The 22,310-nt window shown below is 37.6% G+C and carries 18 protein-coding genes and 1 riboswitch; all 18 genes read right to left on the bottom strand.

What is annotated here, in order from left to right:
• Positions 1–11 precede the first annotated feature (11 nt).
• A complete protein-coding gene (locus NSQ74_RS06620) occupies positions 12–728 on the bottom strand; it encodes a cysteine hydrolase family protein (RefSeq protein ID WP_340822246.1) in 717 nt (238 codons plus the stop codon).
• A 160-nt stretch (positions 729–888) separates the two neighbouring features.
• A riboswitch (Lysine riboswitch) is annotated at positions 889–1,073 on the bottom strand.
• Positions 1,074–1,465: 392 nt separating this feature from the next.
• Positions 1,466–2,674 (bottom strand): MFS transporter, encoded by a 1,209-nt coding sequence (locus tag NSQ74_RS06615; RefSeq protein ID WP_340822245.1) that lies wholly within the window; start codon positions 2,672–2,674, stop codon positions 1,466–1,468.
• Positions 2,675–3,376: 702 nt separating this feature from the next.
• The gene (locus NSQ74_RS06610) at positions 3,377–4,231 is read right to left on the bottom strand and encodes a malate synthase (protein ID WP_340822243.1); all 855 of its coding nucleotides are present in this window, start codon (positions 4,229–4,231) and stop codon (positions 3,377–3,379) included.
• 539 nt (positions 4,232–4,770) lie between these two features.
• The gene (gene rlmD, locus NSQ74_RS06605; RefSeq protein ID WP_340822242.1) at positions 4,771–6,135 is read right to left on the bottom strand and encodes a 23S rRNA (uracil(1939)-C(5))-methyltransferase RlmD; all 1,365 of its coding nucleotides are present in this window, start codon (positions 6,133–6,135) and stop codon (positions 4,771–4,773) included.
• 209 nt (positions 6,136–6,344) lie between these two features.
• Positions 6,345–6,467 carry a cytochrome bd oxidase small subunit CydS gene (cydS, locus tag NSQ74_RS06600; protein WP_340822240.1) on the bottom strand — a complete coding sequence of 41 codons (123 nt, stop codon included), beginning with the start codon at positions 6,465–6,467 and terminating at the stop codon, positions 6,345–6,347.
• Positions 6,468–6,479: 12 nt separating this feature from the next.
• A complete protein-coding gene (locus NSQ74_RS06595) occupies positions 6,480–7,505 on the bottom strand; it encodes a cytochrome d ubiquinol oxidase subunit II (RefSeq protein WP_340822237.1) in 1,026 nt (341 codons plus the stop codon).
• Complete coding sequence (locus NSQ74_RS06590) at positions 7,502–8,848, bottom strand: cytochrome ubiquinol oxidase subunit I (protein ID WP_340822235.1); 1,347 nt, start codon at positions 8,846–8,848, stop codon at positions 7,502–7,504. The genes NSQ74_RS06595 and NSQ74_RS06590 overlap by 4 nt, the downstream gene beginning before the upstream one ends.
• A 355-nt stretch (positions 8,849–9,203) precedes the next feature.
• A complete protein-coding gene (locus NSQ74_RS06585) occupies positions 9,204–10,118 on the bottom strand; it encodes a diacylglycerol kinase (RefSeq protein WP_340822233.1) in 915 nt (304 codons plus the stop codon).
• Between the two features lie 178 nt (positions 10,119–10,296).
• Positions 10,297–10,857, bottom strand: coding sequence for a thioredoxin family protein (locus tag NSQ74_RS06580; protein WP_340822231.1), 561 nt, complete (start codon positions 10,855–10,857; stop codon positions 10,297–10,299).
• A gap of 168 nt (positions 10,858–11,025) precedes the next feature.
• A complete protein-coding gene (gene gatB / locus NSQ74_RS06575) occupies positions 11,026–12,453 on the bottom strand; it encodes an Asp-tRNA(Asn)/Glu-tRNA(Gln) amidotransferase subunit GatB (protein WP_340822229.1) in 1,428 nt (475 codons plus the stop codon).
• A gap of 1 nt (position 12,454) precedes the next feature.
• Complete coding sequence (gatA, locus tag NSQ74_RS06570) at positions 12,455–13,918, bottom strand: Asp-tRNA(Asn)/Glu-tRNA(Gln) amidotransferase subunit GatA (RefSeq protein WP_340822228.1); 1,464 nt, start codon at positions 13,916–13,918, stop codon at positions 12,455–12,457.
• 24 nt (positions 13,919–13,942) lie between these two features.
• A complete protein-coding gene (gene gatC / locus NSQ74_RS06565) occupies positions 13,943–14,230 on the bottom strand; it encodes an Asp-tRNA(Asn)/Glu-tRNA(Gln) amidotransferase subunit GatC (RefSeq protein WP_024364473.1) in 288 nt (95 codons plus the stop codon).
• Positions 14,231–14,565: 335 nt separating this feature from the next.
• The gene (locus NSQ74_RS06560) at positions 14,566–15,702 is read right to left on the bottom strand and encodes a CamS family sex pheromone protein (RefSeq protein ID WP_340822225.1); all 1,137 of its coding nucleotides are present in this window, start codon (positions 15,700–15,702) and stop codon (positions 14,566–14,568) included.
• Positions 15,703–15,816: 114 nt separating this feature from the next.
• Complete coding sequence (ligA, locus tag NSQ74_RS06555; protein WP_340822224.1) at positions 15,817–17,814, bottom strand: NAD-dependent DNA ligase LigA; 1,998 nt, start codon at positions 17,812–17,814, stop codon at positions 15,817–15,819.
• A 14-nt stretch (positions 17,815–17,828) separates the two neighbouring features.
• Entirely contained in the window at positions 17,829–20,081 is a 2,253-nt protein-coding gene (gene pcrA / locus NSQ74_RS06550; protein WP_340822222.1) for a DNA helicase PcrA, read from the bottom strand.
• A 31-nt stretch (positions 20,082–20,112) separates the two neighbouring features.
• Positions 20,113–20,802, bottom strand: a complete 690-nt coding sequence (locus NSQ74_RS06545; RefSeq protein ID WP_340822221.1) for a heptaprenylglyceryl phosphate synthase — start codon at positions 20,800–20,802, stop codon at positions 20,113–20,115.
• Between the two features lie 108 nt (positions 20,803–20,910).
• Complete coding sequence (locus tag NSQ74_RS06540; RefSeq protein WP_004225717.1) at positions 20,911–21,231, bottom strand: YerC/YecD family TrpR-related protein; 321 nt, start codon at positions 21,229–21,231, stop codon at positions 20,911–20,913.
• Positions 21,232–21,247: 16 nt separating this feature from the next.
• Positions 21,248–22,300 carry a DUF3048 domain-containing protein gene (locus tag NSQ74_RS06535; protein WP_340822220.1) on the bottom strand — a complete coding sequence of 351 codons (1,053 nt, stop codon included), beginning with the start codon at positions 22,298–22,300 and terminating at the stop codon, positions 21,248–21,250.
• Positions 22,301–22,310: the final 10 nt, after the last annotated feature.

Raw genomic sequence — 22,310 nt, 5'->3', positions numbered from 1 at the left:
GTCTATTCCTCTCACACATTCACAGGGTTACGTTTTGATAGTTCTTCCGTTACTAAATCAATTACTTCATCTGTGCTCATTACTTGGCAATAAATTTGATTCATAATCATAATTTCAGCATCATGAAGCTGTTGTGTAGCAGCTGCACATGCATCTTCAACTAAAATAACTTCAAATCCTGCGTCAGCTAAGCTTCGAACTGTTGATGCAACACATTGGTCAGTTACAACCCCTGTACAAACTACTGTTTCAATGCCCATATTACGCAGTAAAAATTCATAATTCGTTCCACTTAATACGCTATCTGTCGTTTTATTTACAACAATTTCGTCATCAAGAGGCTTTAATTCATCCACCATCTCCGCTCCTGGGTCACCGATTGGCAATAAAATATTGTTCCATCCTGGACGGCGTTGTACAGGAGAACGATCTCGTCCATTTTTATGATGGCAAGCAATGCGACCAAATGTTACTTCAAGTTTATTAGTACGGAAAAAATCTAAAAGCTTTTTATTGTTCGGAATCGTTAAATCATCGATACGATTAAAGAAGTATTCCCACTGTTTAAACATGCCCTTTTCTCTTGCAACCTGCGCGTCTAAACCGTCTCGGCTAATAAACTGGTGTTGCATATCTACGATTAGTAATGCTGTTTTATCTGGGTCCACGTTTATTTTTTGACCGTCAGTCGGTAAAAATTCATAATATAATGTTGATGTATTATCCATAATAATTCCTCCAAAATACCTCTAATTCAAATATGTTTAGACAAATAAAAAAACAGACTCTTTGTGCAAAAGAATCTGTCTAACACAAAAATGACCTACTCATTTTTAAAGCTAGAAACTAAAAATGAATCGACCATTTAAAATTCCCACTGTTTGTCTAAACAGAGATAGCACAACTTCATAAACACGAATGCTTATGAAGACAGTCCTGTAACTATTCGCTACAGACCCAGCATATGATGGCGAGAACTCATCACACACTTCGGCGACACTTCCTTCTACCTAACCTCTACATCTTCTCGGACTCCATTAGGTACTGTTAATTGTCGCGCCTCTACCTCACTATCGAAAAAGTGAGGTTTATTTAATTGTTTGAAATAATTATATTATTGCGTTTTTTCTATGTCAACTTTAAATTTACTATATTTTATAAGATTTATAGCACAAAACTTCAAATAAATACCATACAAAACACTTTTATACAATAATTATTTACAATAAATATAACAATATACTATAAATTATTTACTCACTTAATTATTCACTTTATAATAATCCGACTTACAATATAATTCATTAAGATGGTATTCTTCTTTCAGCTTGTCATGGGAAAATATAAAGCAATTCCTGTTTTATAAAGCAGGACTTAGCCCGTTATAGCAGACTCGCGCCCTAAAAAAATACCACCAATTAAAACGCAAATGCATTTCATTTGGTGGATAAATAAACTTACGTTGTTATATAGTTTCGCTTACATTCCCTAAATTATCTTTTTTAAGCATTAGCATGACAATAAAGGAAATACAATATAAACCTGCTAAGTAAAGCATCGCAACTTTCATATCATAACTTTGTAAAATATAGCCGACAAGGATTGGTGAAAAGCCTCCTATAGCTCGTCCAAAGTTAAAAATTGTATTTGTTGCGGTACTTCGAATTTGAACGGGATATAGACTACCAATCAATGCTCCATATCCAGCAAACATACCATTTGAGAAGAATCCGACAATTGCACCACCTATTAGGACACCAACACTACCCGTAGCATAAGAGTATAAAAACACAGCACATGCTGAGGCAATAAGGAAGACGCCAAAGGCACGCTTTGCGCCAAATCGGTCTAGAAATAGTCCAAAGGTTAACATACCGATAATCATGCCAACCGCTGTACTAATTGTCCAAATGGCAGAACTTGAAACAGACAAACCTTGTGACTGTTGCAACATCGATGGTAACCAAATCATTAATCCGTTATAGCCGGCAATTTGAACTGTTGCCATTATGATTAAAGAGATTGTTGTAATCGCTGTTCGTGGCGTTTCAAACAATTGTACCAACTTACCCTTTTCATCTTTCTTACTAGCCTTTTTATTTTTCTGAGCAGCGAGCCACTCAGGTGATTCATCTAAATTTTTCCTTACGATAAAGGCAAAAATAACAGGTATTACACCAACAAAGAATAATGCTCTCCATCCTAAAGTAGGAAGAATGATGGCACTTAGTAATGCTGCTAAAATAACACCATATTGAGCACCTACACTGACATATGAAGACGCACGCCCTTGTTTATTTTTCGGCCAAGCTTCTGCAACAAGCGCCATACCAATTCCATATTCTCCTCCGGCACCTATTCCTGCGATAAATCTAAATAGGTACACTTGTTCAATGCTAGTGGCTAATCCTGTTAAAGCAGTACCAATGGCAAACAAGATGACGGTATAAGTAAAGACCTTTACCCTTCCATACTTATCTGCTAAAACTCCGAAAACGATTCCTCCTAATAGCATCCCTACATTCGTTATAGAAGAAATAAGTCCTCCTGTTGCTAAATCAATGTTAAATTCTGCAATAATCATTGTCATCGCAAATGAGATAAACATGATGTCCATGCCTTCTAATGTTAAACCAGCTACCGATGCGACCACGGTTTTTTTTCGATAATCCATTCTACTCTCCTCCAGTATGTTCTAGATGAAATAAATCTCTTTTATTTACGAATGAATGGATGTATCTATATAAATATAACGTTTCCATTCTCCTTTTAAGCCTCACTGGACTTCCTTTAAAAGAGGTACGTTAGTTGTGTAATCACAGCTAAAATGCAAAATAAATGCCCTTTCGTCAGAACAGACAAAAGGGCATGAATAAACAAAGATATTACTAGCATAATAACTTAAAGTATCATATAGCCCTTTTCAGCCTCTCTGGACCGTATTAAAGGTAAATTATTTCAAAAGATATCTTAGCAAAATTATTTATATTTTCATACAAGAAAATTTTGGTAAAACCTTAATTAAGCTAGTTCTAGTAATGCTTCTAACTCAAATAAAAAAATTTTAACAGTTGCTCACACGAAAAAAACTAGTCAAGATAGGCGGAGATTTGCTCCACACTCACGAAGAAGTGGAATCGAGCCAATTTTCTTCATCATATTTGGTTTTTGCTTATTTTATTAAAGTCCCACTTCGTTAGCTCAATAAATTCAATTAATACAAAAAGAACGAATCCCATTAATAAGAATTCGTTCTTGCTAAATAATTATATGAACTCCACATGTTAATTAGCAAACAGAGCAAAGCACTGTTCGGCATTAGTGATAGCTAGGAGATTATGTCAGTGTCCTGTCATTCTTATCTTTAGGCTAAAGTCTAAATACGCATTAATGCACCATTAGGCTTTGGTAAATCATGATCTGTTATTTGATTCATTTTACAAAAATGTTTAAAAAATCGTTGTGCTAGCTCTTGTTCTGTTGGTTCACTCTTCAACGAAACGATATCAAGTAAAATTTGAGCCATCCATACATTATCAAAATAACGGTATTTACCTGAATTCCATGTCATTTTGTCAGGGGATTTTTTATCTGTATAATACTTCCATAAAAGTAATTGATTCGATTCCTGTTCTGAAAGTTGGAGTTTGTATTTTGAATGGGCAGGAATATTTCCATCTTCACACAGCTTACCGATAAAATCTTCATTCACCATATAGACACCTATGATACGTCTGTCTTTTTCAGGCATGCCGGGATCTAGTGCTGTTAACAGGACAGCGCTATTTTGGTGCATGCGGATAGGTTTGTTTGGCTTCCCCTTGTTATTACCACTTTTTATTGCGCCTGAAAAAACCTTCCACTCTGAAACAGAACTATTTTGTTCTTCTATGTCACATCTAAAAACCATTTGTGATTCAGGATGGAGTTTATGATGTTTCATAAGTTTTTCGTGTTCTAATCGAAGTTTCAGGTTTTTTCGCTGTAGTTTTTTTTCTTCTTCCTTCTTCCTTTCTTCCTCTTTTCTTTCCATTTCCTTTATTTGTATTATTTTTTCGATTAAATGAGCATCACTTTTATCATGTAGTTTTAGGTACTTTCCAAATACATCAGGGAAAACAAACATTTTATTTTCCGACGCAAAATGTATTTCAATAATAGACTCATTATGTTTAACTATACTACCCATGCCAAAACGCTTATGTGTAACTTTTTTATTGATTAGATTCATTATTCTAATCCTCCTTTTGGAATAAAAACGCGGTTACTATTAGATAGTAAATTAATTAGACCTATTATCTTAAAAGCTTAAATAACTGTTTTAAATTTTTTCCTTTGTCTTAAGATAAAGGATATAAAAAAAACGTATCCGAATTCTATCTGCAAAAAAGGTCAGCGGAATTCGAAATACGATCTGAAAAAAACAACTATAAGACTATTATAACATTTTTTTAAAAAATCACAAATTTATTATTGACACCATATTTTATTATGAGGTAAAATAAAAAATTACTCTCTAAACCCTCATAAAATAAGACCCCTTATAAAAAGTCATGAAACTTATGGAAAGCCCCTATAAAAAGCAACTAATTTCCTGGGATAAGCATAGGATATCTTCATGAAATAAATCAATGATATTTTCCAATTAAGTTCCATATAAAAAGACCCCCATTTCGCAAAAGGTATTTGCAAAATCAGGGTCTGTATGGAACTTTTCTACTTTTAAAATTATAATCCGTATTATTAAGAATTATATGTGTACCCCATATATTAAGCTAACTCCAACCATGCAACTGCTTCACAATGCGTGGAGTGCGGGAACATATCGACAGGTTGAACTTCCTGTGTTTTGTATCCGCCATCTTCCAATATGCGAAGGTCACGTGCGAGTGTAGCTGGGTTACATGATACATAAACAACTCGTTTTGGGCGTTGCTCTAAAATTGTTTGTAAAAGTGCTTCATCGCATCCTTTACGTGGTGGGTCTACAACAAGGACATCTGCTTCTTTGCCTTCCTTATACCAGCGTGGAATCACTTCCTCTGCTGGACCTGCCTCGAAGTACGTATTTGTAAAGCCGTTAAGCTCTGCATTGCGTTTTGCATCTTCAATGGCTTGTGGTACGATTTCGACACCCATTACTGCCTTCGCTTTTTGAGCGAGGAATAATGAAATTGTACCGATGCCACAGTAGGCATCAATGACACGTTCATGACCTTGTAAATCAGCATAGTCTAGCGCTTGCTTGTATAGCACTTCCGTTTGCTGAGGATTTACTTGGTAGAACGATCGTGCCGAAATTTCGAAGCGCACATCACCGATAGAATCAATGATTACATCATTGCCCCAAAGGTTGATCGTTTCATCACCAAAAATAACGTTTGTTTTATCGCTATTGATGTTTTGCATTATCGATGTAACGTTTGGCAATAGCTTTAATATGCTCGCTACAGCCGCTTCTTTTTGCGGAAATTTTTTCTTTTTCGTAACGAGTACGACCATAACCTCACCTGTTGCACGTGCAGTACGGATAACGACGTGACGCAGCATCCCTTCATGTGATGCTTCATTATAAGGTTGAATACCGATTGCCGTTAATTCCTTTTTTAATCCCGAAAGAATTGCGTCCGCTTCGCCTGTTTGGATTAAACAGCGGTCCATATCGACAATTGTATGCGATTTTGTTTTGTAGAAACCAGCAATGACTTGTCCCGCGTCATTTGTAGAAAATGGAATTTGAGCTTTATTGCGATATTGCCAAGGCTCCTCCATCCCCTTCACTGGTAAAACGGGTGCGTCAATTTTGCCTAAGCGTTGCATAACATTCCGCACCATATTTTCCTTCCACTTTAACTGCCCCTCGTACGATAAGTGCTGTAACTGACAGCCACCACATTGCTTAAAATAATCGCAAGGTGCATCTACTCGATCAGGTGAAGGTTGAATTATTTCTATCACTTTTGCAAATCCATAATTTTTTAACGTTTTTAAAACATGAATTTCTGCTGTTTCATTCGGTAATGCACCTTGAATAAATAATGGATAGCCATCGACTTTTGCGACACCATTGCCATCATGTGTTAAATCTTCTATATAAACTGTGAGTTGGTCATTCTTTTTTACGGGTGCTGACATTCGTACATCCTCCATTTCAATCTTCTTATTGTAGCATGTGATAGCGGAGGAAAAAAGAACAAGGCATGAATTTATCACGCTATTCTAGCTGTGCTAAAAAATAATGACCTGGAGCGACCACGACTCGCAATGTGAACGAGCTCCCCGTTTTCCTTAGCATATCTTCAATTGATAGTTACCTTAGCCCAGACAGTGCTAAAAAAGAGTCGCTATTCGCGACTCTTTTCATTATTTTTCGTTACATAATCATCTTTTGGTGCCCACCAGAACATCACAATTATTCCGAGAATGACGACAATAAATGGTGCATAAAACATTAAAAATTTTTCCATCGCTATAACCTCCTATGCATGATGGTCTTCTTTCCCTGTCACATAATTTTTGTTGAATAAAAATAGTTTCAACAATAAATATAGTGAAGGTAGAAGCAGGCATAATCCTAAAACAAATACGATGACTAATGCAATAGCCATTTGTGTGTTTGTAAAGCTATCATAAATCGTTAAATATGGATACAGTAAATATGGATATTGCGCGATACCGTAAGCAAAAAACGCTACTGCGAACTGAGCGATTAATAGTCCTACAGCAAGCCCATAATTTTTTCGCATCCATAACAATATGACAGTAATAATAAATAATACTGCGGAAATAGCAAACATCCACCATAAGTTGACCATATGCTGATAGCTTTCAGGGTTAATGGATTTCATTTCATACATAATCCCAAGTGCACTAATCATTAATGGTGCTGCCCAAATTAAGGCATATTTTCGCATTAAATTTGTTGCCTCTACATCTGTTGCTTTATGTGCATACCACGTTAAAAATACTGCGGATATATAAAGAACAGCTGCTATGCTTAATACGACAATACTCCAAGCAAACGTACTCGTATATAGTGTCCAATAATTTAATACTGGTTGCCCTTCCACCATATCCACATAGCCGCCACCTGCAATAGCAAATACTACAGATAATGAGGCTGGTATAAGTAAACCTGTTAAGCCATATGTCAGAGAATAACCAACATGTCCACGTGCGCCATACGATTCAAATGCATAGTACGAGCCACGAATCGCAAGCAACACTAATGAAATACTAACCGGCACAAGCAAAATTGTTCCATAGTAAAATGCTGTTTGAGGGAAAAATCCTACAATCCCAACAAAGAAAAACACTAAAAAGACATTCGTTACTTCCCATACAGGCGATAAATATCGTTTAATAATATTCGTTATAATATGGTTTTTCCCAATTAGGAGACTGTAAGCATTGAAAAAGCCTGCACCAAAATCAATGGATGCGACCATCACATAACCAAAAAGGAAAATCCACAATACTGAAATTCCTAATATCTCTAATGTCATATGATGTCACCGCCTTTTTCTATATTCCGATCTTCAATTTCACGCTCAATTGGATTCTTTTTAAACATGCGAATTAATACAACGGTACTACCTACTCCAAGTACCGCATAAACACCTGAGAATAACAGCATCATTAAATCCACATGATCGCTCGTTGTTGCGCCCTCTGGTGTTCGCATAATACCGTATAATATCCACGGTTGACGTCCAACTTCGGCAAGCCACCAGCCTGATTCAATCGCTATTATTGACAGTGGTGCACCTGCAACAATAATCCATCTAAACAACCGCGAATGAATAAACCGCCAACGACGTAATTTCCCTACTACATAAACTAAAGAAACTAATGCCATGAACATACCGATAAAGACCATCGTATTAAACAGATAGTGAATATAAAGCGGTGGTCGGTCTTCCTCCGCAAATTGGTCTAAGCCTATCACTTCTGCATTTGGATTATTAGCTGCTAGTATACTTAATGCATAAGGTACTTTAATGGCATACTTTACTTCCTCGCCATCTAGCACACCGAATAAAATAAGTGATGCTTTATCTGTTGTTTCAAAATGCCATTCAGCCGCAGCTAATTTTTCTGGTTGGTATTCCGCTAAGTATTTGCCTGAGAAGTCACCTATTATTGCAGCTGAAATTGATGTCACCAGACCAATCTTCATTAATAAAAATAATGATTTTTTATGATAAATATGGTCTGAGCCTTTAAGCATACGGTAGCCTGCAATTGCCGCCAACACAAATGCTGATGTCATATAGGCTGTAACAAGCACGTGCGCTACTTTAGTTGGCATAGCTGGGTTAAACATTGCTAGAAATGGTTGAATATTAACGAGCTGACCGTCCACTATGTCAAAGCCTTGTGGTGCGTTCATAAAGGCATTCACGATTGTTATAAAAACTGCAGACATTGATGCACCTAATGCAACAGGAATTAGAAGGAGCATATGTTTTTTCTGACTATCGAAACGATCCCAAGTGTATAAGTAGATACCTAAGAAAATGGCCTCAAAGAAGAATGCAAAGGTTTCCATAAAGAGTGGTAATGCTATAGTTTGCCCTGCGAGTTGCATAAAATTCGGCCATAGTAAAGATAATTGTAATCCGATAGCTGTACCTGTAACGACCCCTACAGCAACGGTAATGACGAAACCTCGTGCCCAACGTCGTGCCATTAAAATATAATGCTCGTCATTCTTTTTGTATCCAGTCCACTGCGCAATCATAATCATTAACGGCACGCCGACACCAATCGTTGCATAAATGATATGGAACGATAACGTAAGCTCCGTTAATGCACGACTCCAAAAGACTGCTGATTCATTAATCATCTCATTACCCTCCTAACTACCAAATATTCTTCCCAGTATGGAAAGTAGCATGATAATTGCAACACCGAAGCTTAACCAAATAAGCTTTCTTTCCTGTGACTTATACACATTGCACCACTTCCTTTCCCTTATCCATACCCATATTTTCCACTATTTCAACGAAAAAAACCTTTATAATGGACCGAAACTTCGGCCTATTATAAAGGTTTCAAATTTTGTTCATTTAATATACGCATATTCGCCAAACATTTTTCTTAATTCGTTCACAACCCCAATTTATGAGGGGATTACAAACAAATAAGTGTAAATTTACAAAATTATTTACACTTATTTGCCATTGTTCCATAAGATTAATTTAAATCCGATCTTCCTCCCGAATATCTTCAATCGGTACAAAAATTTCAATATGGCGCTTCAAATTTTCAAATGTTGCAGGTGCATCTCCACCGTATTCGCCATCTAGATTTAAATGCACTTCGTTTTCCGTCGTAACTTTCACAACACTTGCTTTTTTATAAATAACACGATCATCCTTTAAATGTTCGCCTCGTAACGCCATTGCCGCAAGTTGAATAAATTCTGGAAGGCTCACTTTTTTCAATACTAATAATGTAAAGTAACCGTCGTTTATGCTCGCATCTGGTGCAAGCTTTTCAAAGCCGCCAACAGAGTTCGTTAAGCCACATAAAAACATCATTGCATCTCCATCAAATACTTCACCATCATATTCAATACGCATATGTGATGCCTTAATAGATGGAATCATTTCAACCGCTTTTAAATAGTAAGCTAACTGCCCTAGCATTGTTTTCATTTTGCTTGGCACTTCGTACGTTAGCTCAGTAATACGTCCCCCAGCAGCGATATTGATGAAATAGCGTTCTCCATTTAACAATCCAACATCTACTGGTAAGGTATCGCCTTTAATAATAATATCAACGGCTTCATCAATATTTCGTGGAATATGGACGGCACGTGCAAAATCATTCGTTGTCCCCATTGGAATTAAGCCAATCTTCGGACGTTTTTCAAATTGCCCGACACCAGAAACAACCTCATTTAACGTCCCATCCCCACCAACTGCTATGATAATATCAAATCCACGTTCTACTGCGTTTTTTGCTGCTTCTATAGCATCGCCTTCACAAGTCGTTGCGTGACAAGATGTCTCATAGCCTGCTACCTCTAGTTTCTCCAATACTTCTGGTAAATGCTTTTTAAACGCTTCTCGCCCAGATGTAGGATTATAAATGATTCTTGCTCGTTTCATAACATACCTTCCTGCTTCATAAGATTCTAATACTTTCAACGAATAAACCATTGAAATGTTGCACTGATGATTTAATGCGAAGTTCTACGCCTTGCAAAACAAATTACACCATATGCTTTCAATACGCCCCTACGAGCGCGTATTATACGTTACACCTTTGACTAAGCCAATTACTCCATTATTGTAATGCTGCTGTTACATGTTTTTTGAAATCTTCGTATACATATGTCCAATTTGCTTTGTTCGTAATATTATCTTCACGTATTTCAGTGTAAAGTGCTTTTTGTGCTTCCTCAAAAGTTGGATCTTCTTTGTCTGGTAATGTAGCTCTTTTCTTCACAACAATATCCTGTAACTCAGGCGCACGTGGTCCCCATTTACCGATAACTTGACCTGATTCATTAAGTAAAATATACATAGGAATTGCACGGCCACCGTTTGTTAAGTAACGGTCGATTAAATCTGTATCGGCATCGCGTAAAACGGTGCGCATATCTAATCCAGCTGCCTCTGCAACACGGCGAATAATTGGATTATTTAACATCGCATCTCCGCACCAATCTTCAGTGATTGTTAAAATTTTAGGTTGCTTGTCTTTTAATAAAGCTACAAAACCATCGTACATTGGCACTTCAAAGCCATCATAAATACGGAAGCTATCTTCTTTAAGAGTTGTCATGTTTTCCATATATTGTTGAATTGAAATGGCTTCTTCAAAATATTGTTGTTCAGTTTTCATATACTTATCCCCTTTTTAAATGAAGTGTTTGTTCTATTCTATATTTTGCTATGAATACTCTTTTTAGACAACTATTTAGTGTTACGATTTGTTAGTATGTACAATTTTTACATTTAAAAAGCCAAGAAAGTGAATACACTCTCTTGACTCATCGAAATATCAAAAAAATTAGCGTTTTGCAATTTCTTGTTGTAATAATTTGTTGACCATTGGTGGGTTCGCTTGGCCTTTTGTAGCTTTCATAATTTGTCCAACTAAGAAGCCAATTGCACGATCCTTACCATTTTTGAAGTCTTCGATCGATTGTGCATTGTTATCTAATACTTCTGTTACGATTGCTAATAATGCACCCTCATCAGAAATTTGAACTAATCCTTTTGCCTTCACGATGTCATTAGCTGAACCACCGTTTTCGACTAACTCAGTAAATACTTTTTTACCGATTTTAGAAGAAATTGTACCGTCTGCAATCAATTTCACCATGCCTGCTAGGTTTTCTGGAGTTAACGCAGTATCTTTAAGATCTTTTTGTTCAGCATTTAAATATGCAGAAACATCACCCATCAACCAGTTTGCAGAAAGTTTTGCATCTGCTCCTTCAGCTATCATCGCTTCAAAGAAATCAGAAATTTCTTTAGAAATAACAAGAACGCCAGCGTCATAAGGTGTTAATCCTAATTCTTCAACATAACGTTTTTTACGAGCATCTGGAAGTTCTGGAATCTCTGATTTTACGCGCTCTAACCACTCATCATCGATTGACAGACGCACTAAATCTGGCTCTGGGAAGTAACGATAATCATCTGTTCCTTCTTTAACACGCATTAAAATAGTTTTACCTGTTTTTTCGTCAAAGCGACGCGTTTCTTGATCAATCACGCCACCTGACAGTAATACGTCCGCTTGACGTAACTCTTCGTGCTCAATACCACGACGTACGTAGTTAAATGAGTTAAGGTTTTTAAGCTCTGTTTTTGTACCAAATTCTTCTCGGCCATATGGGCGAATTGAAATGTTGGCATCACAGCGTAGTGAACCTTCTTCCATTTTACAGTCTGAAACATCTGTATATTGAATAATTGATTTCAATTTTTCAAGGTAAGCATACGCTTCATTTGCTGTGCGAAGATCTGGCTCAGAAACGATTTCTACAAGCGGTGTACCTTGACGGTTAAAGTCCACTAATGAATGGTCACCAGCATGAGATAGTTTACCAGCATCTTCTTCCATATGAAGGCGCGTAATACCGATACGTTTTGTGTAACCATCTACTTCAATATCAATCCAACCGTTTTTACCAATTGGCTTATCGAATTGTGAAATTTGATATGCTTTCGGATTATCCGGATAGAAGTAGTTTTTACGGTCAAATTTTGTTTCTTGCTCGATTTCCATGTTTAGTGCAAGAGCTGCACGCATCGCGAAATCTACAACATTTTTATTTAAGACAGGAAGGACACCAGGATAACCTAGGTCGATTACTGTTGTATTTGTATTTGGTTCAGCACCGAAGTGAGCTGGCGCTGGCGAGAAGATTTTTGAGTTTGTTTTTAACTCAACGTGTACTTCTAAACCAATGACTGTTTCAAAGTTCATGTTATTTTCCCTCCCAAATTTGAGGAACTTCTTTATGGAACGCAGTAGCTTGCTCGAACGCATGCGCTACACGGTAAATTGTTGCTTCATCGAAGTATTTACCAATGATTTGCAAGCCTAGTGGTAGACCGTTTTCAAAGCCACAAGGAATTGAAATTGCTGGCACGCCCGCTAAGTTCATAGGAATTGTTAAAATATCGTTGGCATACATCGTCATTGGGTCATCAACATTTTCACCAATTTTAAATGCTGGCGTTGGTGCCGTAGGTCCAATGATTACATCAAAGTCTTCAAATACTTTGTCGTAGTCTGCTTTAATAAGTGTACGTGCTTGCTGTGCTTTTTTGTAATAAGCGTCGTAAGTACCAGCGCTAAGTGAATAAGTTCCTAGCATGATACGACGTTTTACTTCATCACCAAAGCCTTGTGCACGTGTTTCTTTGTAAAGGTCCATTAGGTTATTAACGTTTTCTGCACGGAAACCGTAACGGATACCATCAAAACGAGAAAGGTTTGATGACGCTTCAGAAGAAGAAAGGATATAGTAAGCTGCAAGTGCATATTTAGAATGAGGAAGTGATACTTCTTCAACTGTCGCACCTAAGCCTTTTAGTACTTCTAGTGCATCAAGTACTGATTGACGTGCCGCTTCGCCAACACCTTCACCTAAAAATTCCTTTGGTACAGCAATACGTAAACCTTTTACATCGCCAGTCAGTGCTGCTGCGAAGTTTGGTACTTCTACATTTGCTGATGTTGAATCATTAGTGTCTAATCCTGAAATAGCTTCTAGTAAAAGCGCATTGTCTTCAACATTACGTGTAATTGGTCCGATTTGATCTAACGAAGAAGCGAATGCCACAAGTCCAAATCGAGATACACGACCGTATGTAGGTTTCATCCCTACGACACCGCAATATGCTGCTGGTTGACGGATTGAACCACCTGTATCTGAACCAAGTGAGAATGATACTTCTCCTGCTGCTACTGCTGCCGCAGATGCACCTGAAGAACCACCTGGTACGTGATTTAAGTTCCATGGATTTTTTGTTGTTTTATAGAATGAGTTTTCATTTGAAGAACCCATTGCAAACTCGTCCATGTTCAATTTACCGATTGTAATCATGCCAGCTTCGCGTAGCTTATTAACGACTGTCGCATCGTAAATTGGCATAAATCCTTCAAGGATTTTAGAAGCACAAGTTGTTTCTAAGCCCTCTGTTACGATATTGTCTTTTACACCAATAGGAAGACCAAAAAGTGGTCCACGTTCTTCAAATGGCACTTTGTCCATTTCAGCTGCTTGTGCAGTTGCTTTTTCTTCGTTTGAAGCAAGGAATGCTTGTACATCGCCGTCAAGCTTTGTTACGCGTTCATATGCTTCTTTTGTTAAGTCAGCGATTGTTAGGTTACCAGCTTTAATTTCAGCTTGTAGCTCCTTTGCTGAACGTTCAAATAACGTCATGAGGAATCCTCCTATTTTTTAGTATTACATGATAGCTGGTACTTTTACTTGACCATCTTCTTGTTCTTTCACGTTTAACATCATTACATCACGGTCTAGACCTTTTGTTGCCACATCTTCACGCATTACGTTTACCAATGGTAAAACGTGTGTTGTTGGTTCAACATTTGTAGTATCTAACTCGTTTAGTTGCTCTGCAAAGTCAGTAATTTTCCCAAGTTGCTCAGCAAATTTTTCCGCTTCTTCTTCTGTAATTGCAAGACGTGCTAAATTCGCAACGTGCTTAACTTCTTCTTTTGTTAATTTTGCCATTTTTTACACCTCCGAATACGATCCAATTCATTGTTTTTGTTGATAACAATAGGGTTGAATAAAGTTAACCATGCCAATAATCATAACATTTTTCCTATTAAAAATCACAACTTTCACCAAAAATACAGAAACTTTCACTACTATAACAAAGTGTTGTCCAAAGATGTCTTCTTTTGTTGAACGTAGCTATAATTGTTAACTGAACTGGATTTCAGAAAAGCTTTACAAACCATTACTTACATATGATGTACATTGTCCAAATTCTATTAAACGAAAACCTAGTGGATTTAAGTGCGATTATGCATAAAAATAGCCAGCACAAGGCTGACTATTTTTTACTCATAAACGTGTACATACGGGTCTTTATCATTCGCTTCTTTCATAATTAAAGCCTCTGGACCATTAATTGAAGTAATGCTCACTTCGACATTTATATTATCAAATTGATTGATTAGGGCGCCCGTTAAATATTGTGTAAAGCCTATAATTTCAGCAGTGCCGAAAAATTGAATTGGAATTTCAATTGTTAGCTTTTGTATTTTTTTATTTTGATAGAAGCCTGTGCCAATAACACTTGTATAGTTAGAAAAATATTTATCGACATCTTGTTTGAAGTTTTTGAAGTTATTACTAACATCTCGATAAGTATCATGTGTATCATCTGTTGGGAACATCACATATTCTTCGTCAAGAGGTTGCCAATCGCCAATATCATTTTGCCCCTCTTTTGCAACACCATAAGTAAAATAAGTACCTGGAATAATTTCATTGCGAGCCTGCTGTTTAAACAACCCAACGACTATCGGTACATCTTTTAATTCATCACGTGTACGCATACGGGAAACGATTTCAGCCGCCATTTTTTTGCCTTGCTCAACAAGAGCAGACTCAGGAATAGGCTCCTCGTAATACTCACCATATTTTTCTTTTTGATAATAATAGATAGAATTTAATGATAGCCCTATTGAAATACCAGCTAATTTCACCTTATTATCATCCGTTTTCTTTAAATAATTTTGCTCCACAATATGAGATAAATAAATAGGTGCTTTTGTTGCACGTTCTTCTGGTGTCATAGCATCTGTTGTTGGAGGATTTAAACCATCCTCCGTTTGTGAACTACGTGCTAGCCAAGAGCTTACAGTGCTTTCAGCTAAATATTGGCCTTCTTGGAAGTAATAATTTTCAGTGTCAAACTCATTTTGAGAAAGACGCATTAATCCTGTTTCTACTTCCTTCATATCATATTTCGTGTAAATATTCGAAACGACTAACCCACGGCTTGCACTTTCTTTATATGGTATTAGTGTTTTATAAAAAGATTCATCAATCTGTAGACTAGGAATAATCGTTGTTTCCGCTTTTTCCTGTTGCGTTTCCTGTGTAAGCTCTGTCTCCTTCTTATTCGAAGGCACACAGCCGACTAGCATTGCAGCAGCTACAATTGCTGGAATGAGTCGAAATGACTTCATTATTTTAGTACCCCTTTACTAATTATCAGATTCACCTTTGACAAATTTTTTATACCGCTCTCATTTAAAATTTAAGAGCAAACATCTGCCAGTGCTATATCTTTTACGTATTGTTTAAGTTAGTTGCTCAATTAGGTCGTCTTCATTCCAAACTTCAATACCTAATTGTTCTGCCTTTGTCAGTTTAGACCCTGCATCCGAACCTGCAATAACAAGATCCGTTTTTTTACTGACACTTCCTGTGACAATTCCACCTAACTCTTCTATTTTCGCCTTTGCATCGTTCCGTGTCAATTGCTCAAGTTTACCAGTTAGCACGATTGTCTTGCCTGCAAATGGATTGTCACCTACGACTACCTCTACCTTTTTGCCTTTATACGTCATATTGACACCAGCCTCAGCAAGACGCTGAATAACAGCACGTGCATCTTCATTGGCAAAATACTCAACGAGTGAAGATGCCATTTTATCGCCAATTTCATGAATTGCTATAAGCTGCTCCTCAGTTGCAGCCATTACCGCTTCCATCGTCTCAAATTGCTCTGAGACAATCTTTGCCGCCTTCTCGCCAACATGTCGTATCCCTAAACCAATGAGTAGACGTTCCATTGAATTGTCCTTCGATGCTTGAATAGCATTCACTAGGTTTGTAGCTGATTTTTCGCCCATACGTTCTAGCTCGACTAACTGCTCTACTGTTAACTGATATAAATCAGATACATCATGAATTAAATCTTCACGCAACAGCTGCTCAACAACCTTTTCACCAAGTCCGTCAATGTTCATGGCGTTACGGGAAACGAAGTATTTAATGCTCTCAGCAATTTGTGCAAAACATGCTGGATTTACACAACGCAGGGCAACCTCTCCCTCAATTCGAATAAGCTCACTATCGCAAACAGGGCAATTTGCTGGCATTTCATAAGGAATTGAATCCTCTGGACGTTGCTCTAGTAATACACCAACTACTTGTGGGATAATGTCGCCCGCTTTTCGGATAATGACTGTGTCCCCAATTCGAATATCTTTATCACGAATTAAATCTTCGTTGTGTAAAGATGCTCGTTGCACAGTAGTTCCCGCTACTTGTACAGGTGTTAAAATCGCCGTTGGTGTCACGACGCCTGTTCGACCTACTGTTAAATCGATATCAAGCAACGTTGTTACAACTTCTTCTGCAGGGAATTTGTAGGCAATTGCCCAACGTGGACTTTTTGCTGTATAGCCAAGTTCATCCTGCTGCGCAAAACGATCGACCTTGATTACGATACCATCTATTTCATAGGCTAAATTCGGGCGATTTTCTGTCCAAGTTTCAATAAAGGACAAAACCTCTTCAATCGAAGCACAGCGTTGACGTTCTTTATTTGAAGGGAATCCAAGCCCTTCCAAATAATCTAGCATCTCGCCATGCCCATCAATGCCGTACGCTTCACCATCTCCTCCAATTGCATAAATGAAGGTTGATAGTTGACGACTTGCTGCAATTTTTGGATCTAATTGACGTAATGAACCAGCAGCAGCATTTCGAGGGTTTGCAAATAATTCTTCACTATTTTCAGCGCGCTGTGCATTTAATTTTTCAAACGACTTTTTAGGCATATATGCTTCGCCGCGCACTTCAATCGTAATTGGTTCTTTTAATCGAAGTGGCACAGCACGAATTGTTCTTAAATTTGCTGTTATATCCTCACCAATTACGCCATCACCGCGTGTTGCTCCTTGGACAAAAACACCATTCTCATATTTAAGAGAAATCGCTAGACCATCTATTTTTAGTTCGCATACATAAGAAAAGTGATCTCCGATTGCTTGACGAATTTTACGGTCAAACTCGCGCAAGTCCGCTTCATTAAATGCGTTGGACAGACTTAGCATCGGATAATCATGCGTCACTTTTTTAAATCCCTCTATGACAGCACCGCCAACGCGCTGTGTCGGTGAATCTGGGTAAATTAGTGAAGGATTTGCCTCTTCTAATGCAATGAGTTCGTGTAATAGTTGGTCATATACACTATCTGCAACAAGAGGATTATCTAGCACGTAATACGCATGCCCATATTCATGCAATAATTTATTTAACTCCGCTATGCGCTGTTCAATTTCGTTCATTTAAGTTCCTCCGCTTACGCTTTTTCAATAGGTGCAAATTGCGCTAGTAATCGCTTAATACCAATTGGTTGTGGAAAAGCGATATCTAGTTCTGTACTATCACCCTCACCTTTTACGCTAACAACCATACCTGTTCCCCATTTTTTATGAATCGCTTTATCTCCAGCTTTCCAACCAAATTGGTCCCCACCAGTTGCTTGCAGGCGTGCCGTTGCTGGTTGTGTATGCTGTTGCGAGCCAAGTGTCCGTTTTTGATAACCACTTGCCGAACGATTACTTGAGCCAAATGGAACTTCAGGCTTTGGACCACCTTTTGAGATGGATTCTAAAATATCCTCTGAAATTTCACGTAAGAAACGGGAAGCATTGTTAAAGCTTGAACGACCAAAAATCGTTCGAGATTGCGCACATGTTAAATACAACCGTTCCTCTGCACGCGTTATGCCGACATACGCGAGACGTCGTTCCTCTTCCATTTCATCATTATCATCAAGAGAACGAGAATGTGGGAAAATATTTTCTTCCATGCCAATAATGAAAACTATAGGGAACTCTAACCCTTTAGCAGCATGCATCGTCATTAAAATGATATTGCCTTTAGATGCATCTTCCTTATCAAGCGCATCAATATCTGCAATTAAAGCTAAATCTGTCAGGAAGGCAATTAAGCTCTTATCTTCACTACGTTCTTCAAACGCTTTTGTCACAGATAAAAACTCTTCAATATTTTCTAAACGACTTTCCGCTTCAATGCTCTTTTCATTTTGTAACATCGCTCGATAGCCTGATTTCTCAATAACTTGCTCTACGATTTCCGTTACGGACAAGTAATTTTGCATTTCAGTAAAGCCTTTAATCATCGCATAAAAATGTTCTGCTGAAGCAGCGGCTTTCCCTGTTAATCCCATAAACACAAGATCATTCATTGCATCAAAAATAGAGCGATCCTGATCGATGGCATAGCGTGCCATTTTTTCGAATGAGGTTGCACCAATACTACGCTTCGGTTCATTGATAATACGCGCAAGCGATAAATCATCGTCATTGTTCGCAATGAGACGCAAATAGGCTAATAAATCCTTTATTTCTTTACGATCATAGAACTTTGTACCACCGACAATTTGATAAGCCATATTAGACTTAACTAACACTTCCTCCATTACACGAGACTGTGCATTCGTACGATATAAAATGGCAAAGTCATCAAATGAACGATTTTCCTTTTCCATCAACTGTTGAATCGTTTGTACGACAAACTGTGCTTCTTCCTGCTCATTATAAGCTTTGTACAAAGCAATCTTTTCACCATGTGCATTTTCGGTGCGCAGCTCTTTTGGGTAACGGCTTGTGTTATTTTGAATGACGTCATTTGCAGCTTGAAGGATGCGTTTTGTTGAGCGATAATTTTGCTCTAGCATAATGACTTTCGCATTCGGATAATCCTTTTCAAAAGACAGGATGTTTCCAATATCTGCGCCACGCCAGCGATAAATTGATTGATCCGAATCCCCTACTACGCAAATATTTTTAAATTTCTTCGCTAGTAATTGCACAAGTAAGTATTGGGATTTATTCGTATCTTGGTATTCATCAACATGGATATATTGAAATTTATTTTGATAAAATTCAAGCACTTCAGGTACTCGCTTAAATAATGTAATCGTCGTCATAATCAAGTCATCAAAATCAAGTGACTGATTGCGACGTAATCTTTTTTCATATCCTTTATAAACACGAGCAACCGTTTTTTCATAAGGATTTTGTTCATTAATTTGCCCTGCATATTCATCGGCAGTTATGCATTCGTTTTTTGCTGAGCTGATTGCATTTAAGATTGCACGAGGTTCAAAACGCTTAGGGTCAATATTTTCATCCTTCAAGACATTTTTTATGACAGAAAGTTGGTCAGTAGAATCTAAAATCGAGAAATTGCGCGAGATGCCAAGCTGCTCAATATTACGTCGTAAAATGCGTACACACATCGAGTGAAATGTTGATACCCACATGCTGTCGCCAGTACCATTTCCGAGAATACCATCTATACGCTCACGCATTTCACGAGCTGCTTTATTCGTGAACGTAATGGCTAAAATCTTCGAAGGGTATACTTCTTTTTCTATGATTAAATACGCAATACGATGCGTTAATACTCTTGTTTTTCCCGAACCAGCACCTGCCATAATTAGTAATGGCCCTTCTGTTGCTTTCACTGCTTTTTCCTGTTCAGGGTTCATACCTACTAATAAGTTTTTTGTTAAATGCTCCATTTCGCACCACCTTACAAACGTTTGTTCCTAATTATATCGCATTTTTTACGGCCTTAACAGTCGCAAGTGCAGCTTTTAAATCTTCATAAATAATATTTCCTACAACGACCGTATCAGCAAACTGTGCCATTTCTGCGGCTTGCTTTGTAGAAGTTATGCCACCACCGTAAAATAGCTTTGTATTTTGCAATTCATTTTTCACAGCACGTACCATTTCAATGTCGCCATATACACCGCTATATTCTAAATAAAATACAGGTAGCTTAAAGAAATTTTCAGACATGCGCGCATACGCAACAACATCATCCACTGATAAATCTGTCTTTGCTTGTGTTACTTCTGCAACTTTACAATTTGGATTTAAAATACAATAACCTTCAGCGACTAACTCATCCCATACCATAATGTCTCCGTATTCTTTAATCGCCTCATGATGCAAATTTTTAATCCATTTCGGGTCATCACTATTTAATACCGTTGGAATAAAATAATAGTCATAGCCAGGTGTTACTGAATCAATCGTTGAAATTTCAAGAGCTATTGGTACTTCAAAGCGACGTACGCGGACAAGTAAATCTAAAACACCATCTAATGTTACCCCATCTGTTCCACCAACTAAAATGACATCTGTTCCAGATTCACAAATTTTTTCTAATGCTTCATCCGATATATCCTTTGCTGGATCTAGCTTGAACACATGTCTCCACTGTAAATAATCCATCTATTTTACCACCTATCATTTTCTATCTACTCGTTTACAAGTATAGCTTATGACTCTCGACAAAAAAATAAAAAAGCTGAGCAGAAACTCTACCCAGCCTCTTATCTACTATTCTTTTGGTGCTTGGAATGGCTTTTCATCTGGATACAAACGACCTAACATTTCATCATATGTATCATTTCCATAATCAAAGCATCGACGTACACGAGAAATCGTTGCTGTACTTGCCCCAGTCTCCTTTTTAATGGATTCATAGGTTTTCTTTAAACGTAATAAATGCGCTACCTCAAATCGTTGTGCTAGCGATTGGATCTCACTAATCGTACATAAATCATCAAAAAATTTATAGCATTCTTCAATGTCCTTCAGTTCTAATACTGCTTTAAATAACTGATCTGTTTGATGCCCTCGAATTTTTTCGATTTGCATGCAGTTTTCCTCCCTCTTACGGCTGCGTTTTCACCATTGCTTCTAACCCTGGTGAAGCTGGTACGAAATGTACCCATGTCTTTCCTGGAACTAGCTTCACAAGTTCACCAGTCTCTTCGACAGCCGTTGGTAATCCATCGATATTAGCCCATTTTACTTCTCTTAAATAACCATTTTGAAATACATATGCATTTCCACCAGAGGTTAAATCAATATCTTGGCGACCTACATCATCAATTGTTTGATGCTTCATTTCAAAAAATAAAACATTTGCAAATGTTAATGCTTCACCTGTCAACATATCCTTTGTTTCTACGCCTGCCGATTGTCGACCATAACGATTTGTTTCATGATCATATACATAGGTGTTGTGGAAAGAATTACTATTCCCATAGTAAATGTCAACTTGACTTGTTTCAACGCCTATTTTACCACGTTCATCGGGTTCATAAAAAGCCTGACGCACTTTTTCACTGTAATTCATTGAAGCGCCTACTTTTTCAGCACCATTTAATATATTTTCAGAAGTTATATAGGAATTGTGTGGGGCTACACGATCGTTAGAACGTTTAAATAGTGTGCCATCATAGTTCATCCCATTAATATTATCAACAACATTATTGCTAAGCATCGTTTTCGCCTCTGGACTATAGCCGTGTGCTACATAAAATGCACCAAGGCCCTTTGCCATATCAATAAAATAAGAACGAGCACTTCGGACCGGTCCAATATTTTCTGGTAATTCACTTTGATAGACTGCTAGGAAACGAGTGACATTTCCTTCTGCTAGCATTTCGTAAATAATATCTGCTGCTGCCAATCCTGATTGAGGACGAGCAGCAGGATGATTGTTAACAGTCACAATAATTGGACGCTGCGTCACTTCTTCTTTGACAGCCTCTCCCGTTAATGGGGCCACAATTATTTCTTCCTTCACAGGCTCTTCAATAGCTGGTTCATCATCTATTTTAGTTACGTCCTCTTTTGGTTCAGAGGCATCTTTAGAACATCCGCCGATAAACAAAGCGCTAAATGCTAGGCCAACTAGTAGTTTCTTTGATTTCAACACTTGCATTACT

The organism is Lysinibacillus sp. FSL W8-0992 (genome assembly GCF_038008685.1).
Classification (GTDB): domain Bacteria; phylum Bacillota; class Bacilli; order Bacillales_A; family Planococcaceae; genus Lysinibacillus.
The sequence above is the reverse complement of the archived record's forward strand: the minus strand, read 5'-3'. Positions and strand labels throughout refer to the sequence as shown.

Bases quoted from the DNA above. Each gene is read 5' to 3' on its own strand.
- NSQ74_RS06620 (WP_340822246.1), bottom strand. From the start codon at position 728: ATGGATAATACATCAACATTATATTATGAATTTTTACCGACTGACGGT.
- NSQ74_RS06615 (WP_340822245.1), bottom strand. From the start codon at position 2,674: ATGGATTATCGAAAAAAAACCGTGGTCGCATCGGTAGCTGGTTTAACA.
- NSQ74_RS06610 (WP_340822243.1), bottom strand. From the start codon at position 4,231: ATGAATCTAATCAATAAAAAAGTTACACATAAGCGTTTTGGCATGGGT.
- rlmD (WP_340822242.1), bottom strand. From the start codon at position 6,135: ATGTCAGCACCCGTAAAAAAGAATGACCAACTCACAGTTTATATAGAA.
- cydS (WP_340822240.1), bottom strand. From the start codon at position 6,467: ATGGAAAAATTTTTAATGTTTTATGCACCATTTATTGTCGTCATTCTC.
- NSQ74_RS06595 (WP_340822237.1), bottom strand. From the start codon at position 7,505: ATGACATTAGAGATATTAGGAATTTCAGTATTGTGGATTTTCCTTTTT.
- NSQ74_RS06590 (WP_340822235.1), bottom strand. From the start codon at position 8,848: ATGATTAATGAATCAGCAGTCTTTTGGAGTCGTGCATTAACGGAGCTT.
- NSQ74_RS06585 (WP_340822233.1), bottom strand. From the start codon at position 10,118: ATGAAACGAGCAAGAATCATTTATAATCCTACATCTGGGCGAGAAGCG.
- NSQ74_RS06580 (WP_340822231.1), bottom strand. From the start codon at position 10,857: ATGAAAACTGAACAACAATATTTTGAAGAAGCCATTTCAATTCAACAA.
- gatB (WP_340822229.1), bottom strand. From the start codon at position 12,453: ATGAACTTTGAAACAGTCATTGGTTTAGAAGTACACGTTGAGTTAAAA.
- gatA (WP_340822228.1), bottom strand. From the start codon at position 13,918: ATGACGTTATTTGAACGTTCAGCAAAGGAGCTACAAGCTGAAATTAAA.
- gatC (WP_024364473.1), bottom strand. From the start codon at position 14,230: ATGGCAAAATTAACAAAAGAAGAAGTTAAGCACGTTGCGAATTTAGCA.
- NSQ74_RS06560 (WP_340822225.1), bottom strand. From the start codon at position 15,702: ATGAAGTCATTTCGACTCATTCCAGCAATTGTAGCTGCTGCAATGCTA.
- ligA (WP_340822224.1), bottom strand. From the start codon at position 17,814: ATGAACGAAATTGAACAGCGCATAGCGGAGTTAAATAAATTATTGCAT.
- pcrA (WP_340822222.1), bottom strand. From the start codon at position 20,081: ATGGAGCATTTAACAAAAAACTTATTAGTAGGTATGAACCCTGAACAG.
- NSQ74_RS06545 (WP_340822221.1), bottom strand. From the start codon at position 20,802: ATGGATTATTTACAGTGGAGACATGTGTTCAAGCTAGATCCAGCAAAG.
- NSQ74_RS06540 (WP_004225717.1), bottom strand. From the start codon at position 21,231: ATGCAAATCGAAAAAATTCGAGGGCATCAAACAGATCAGTTATTTAAA.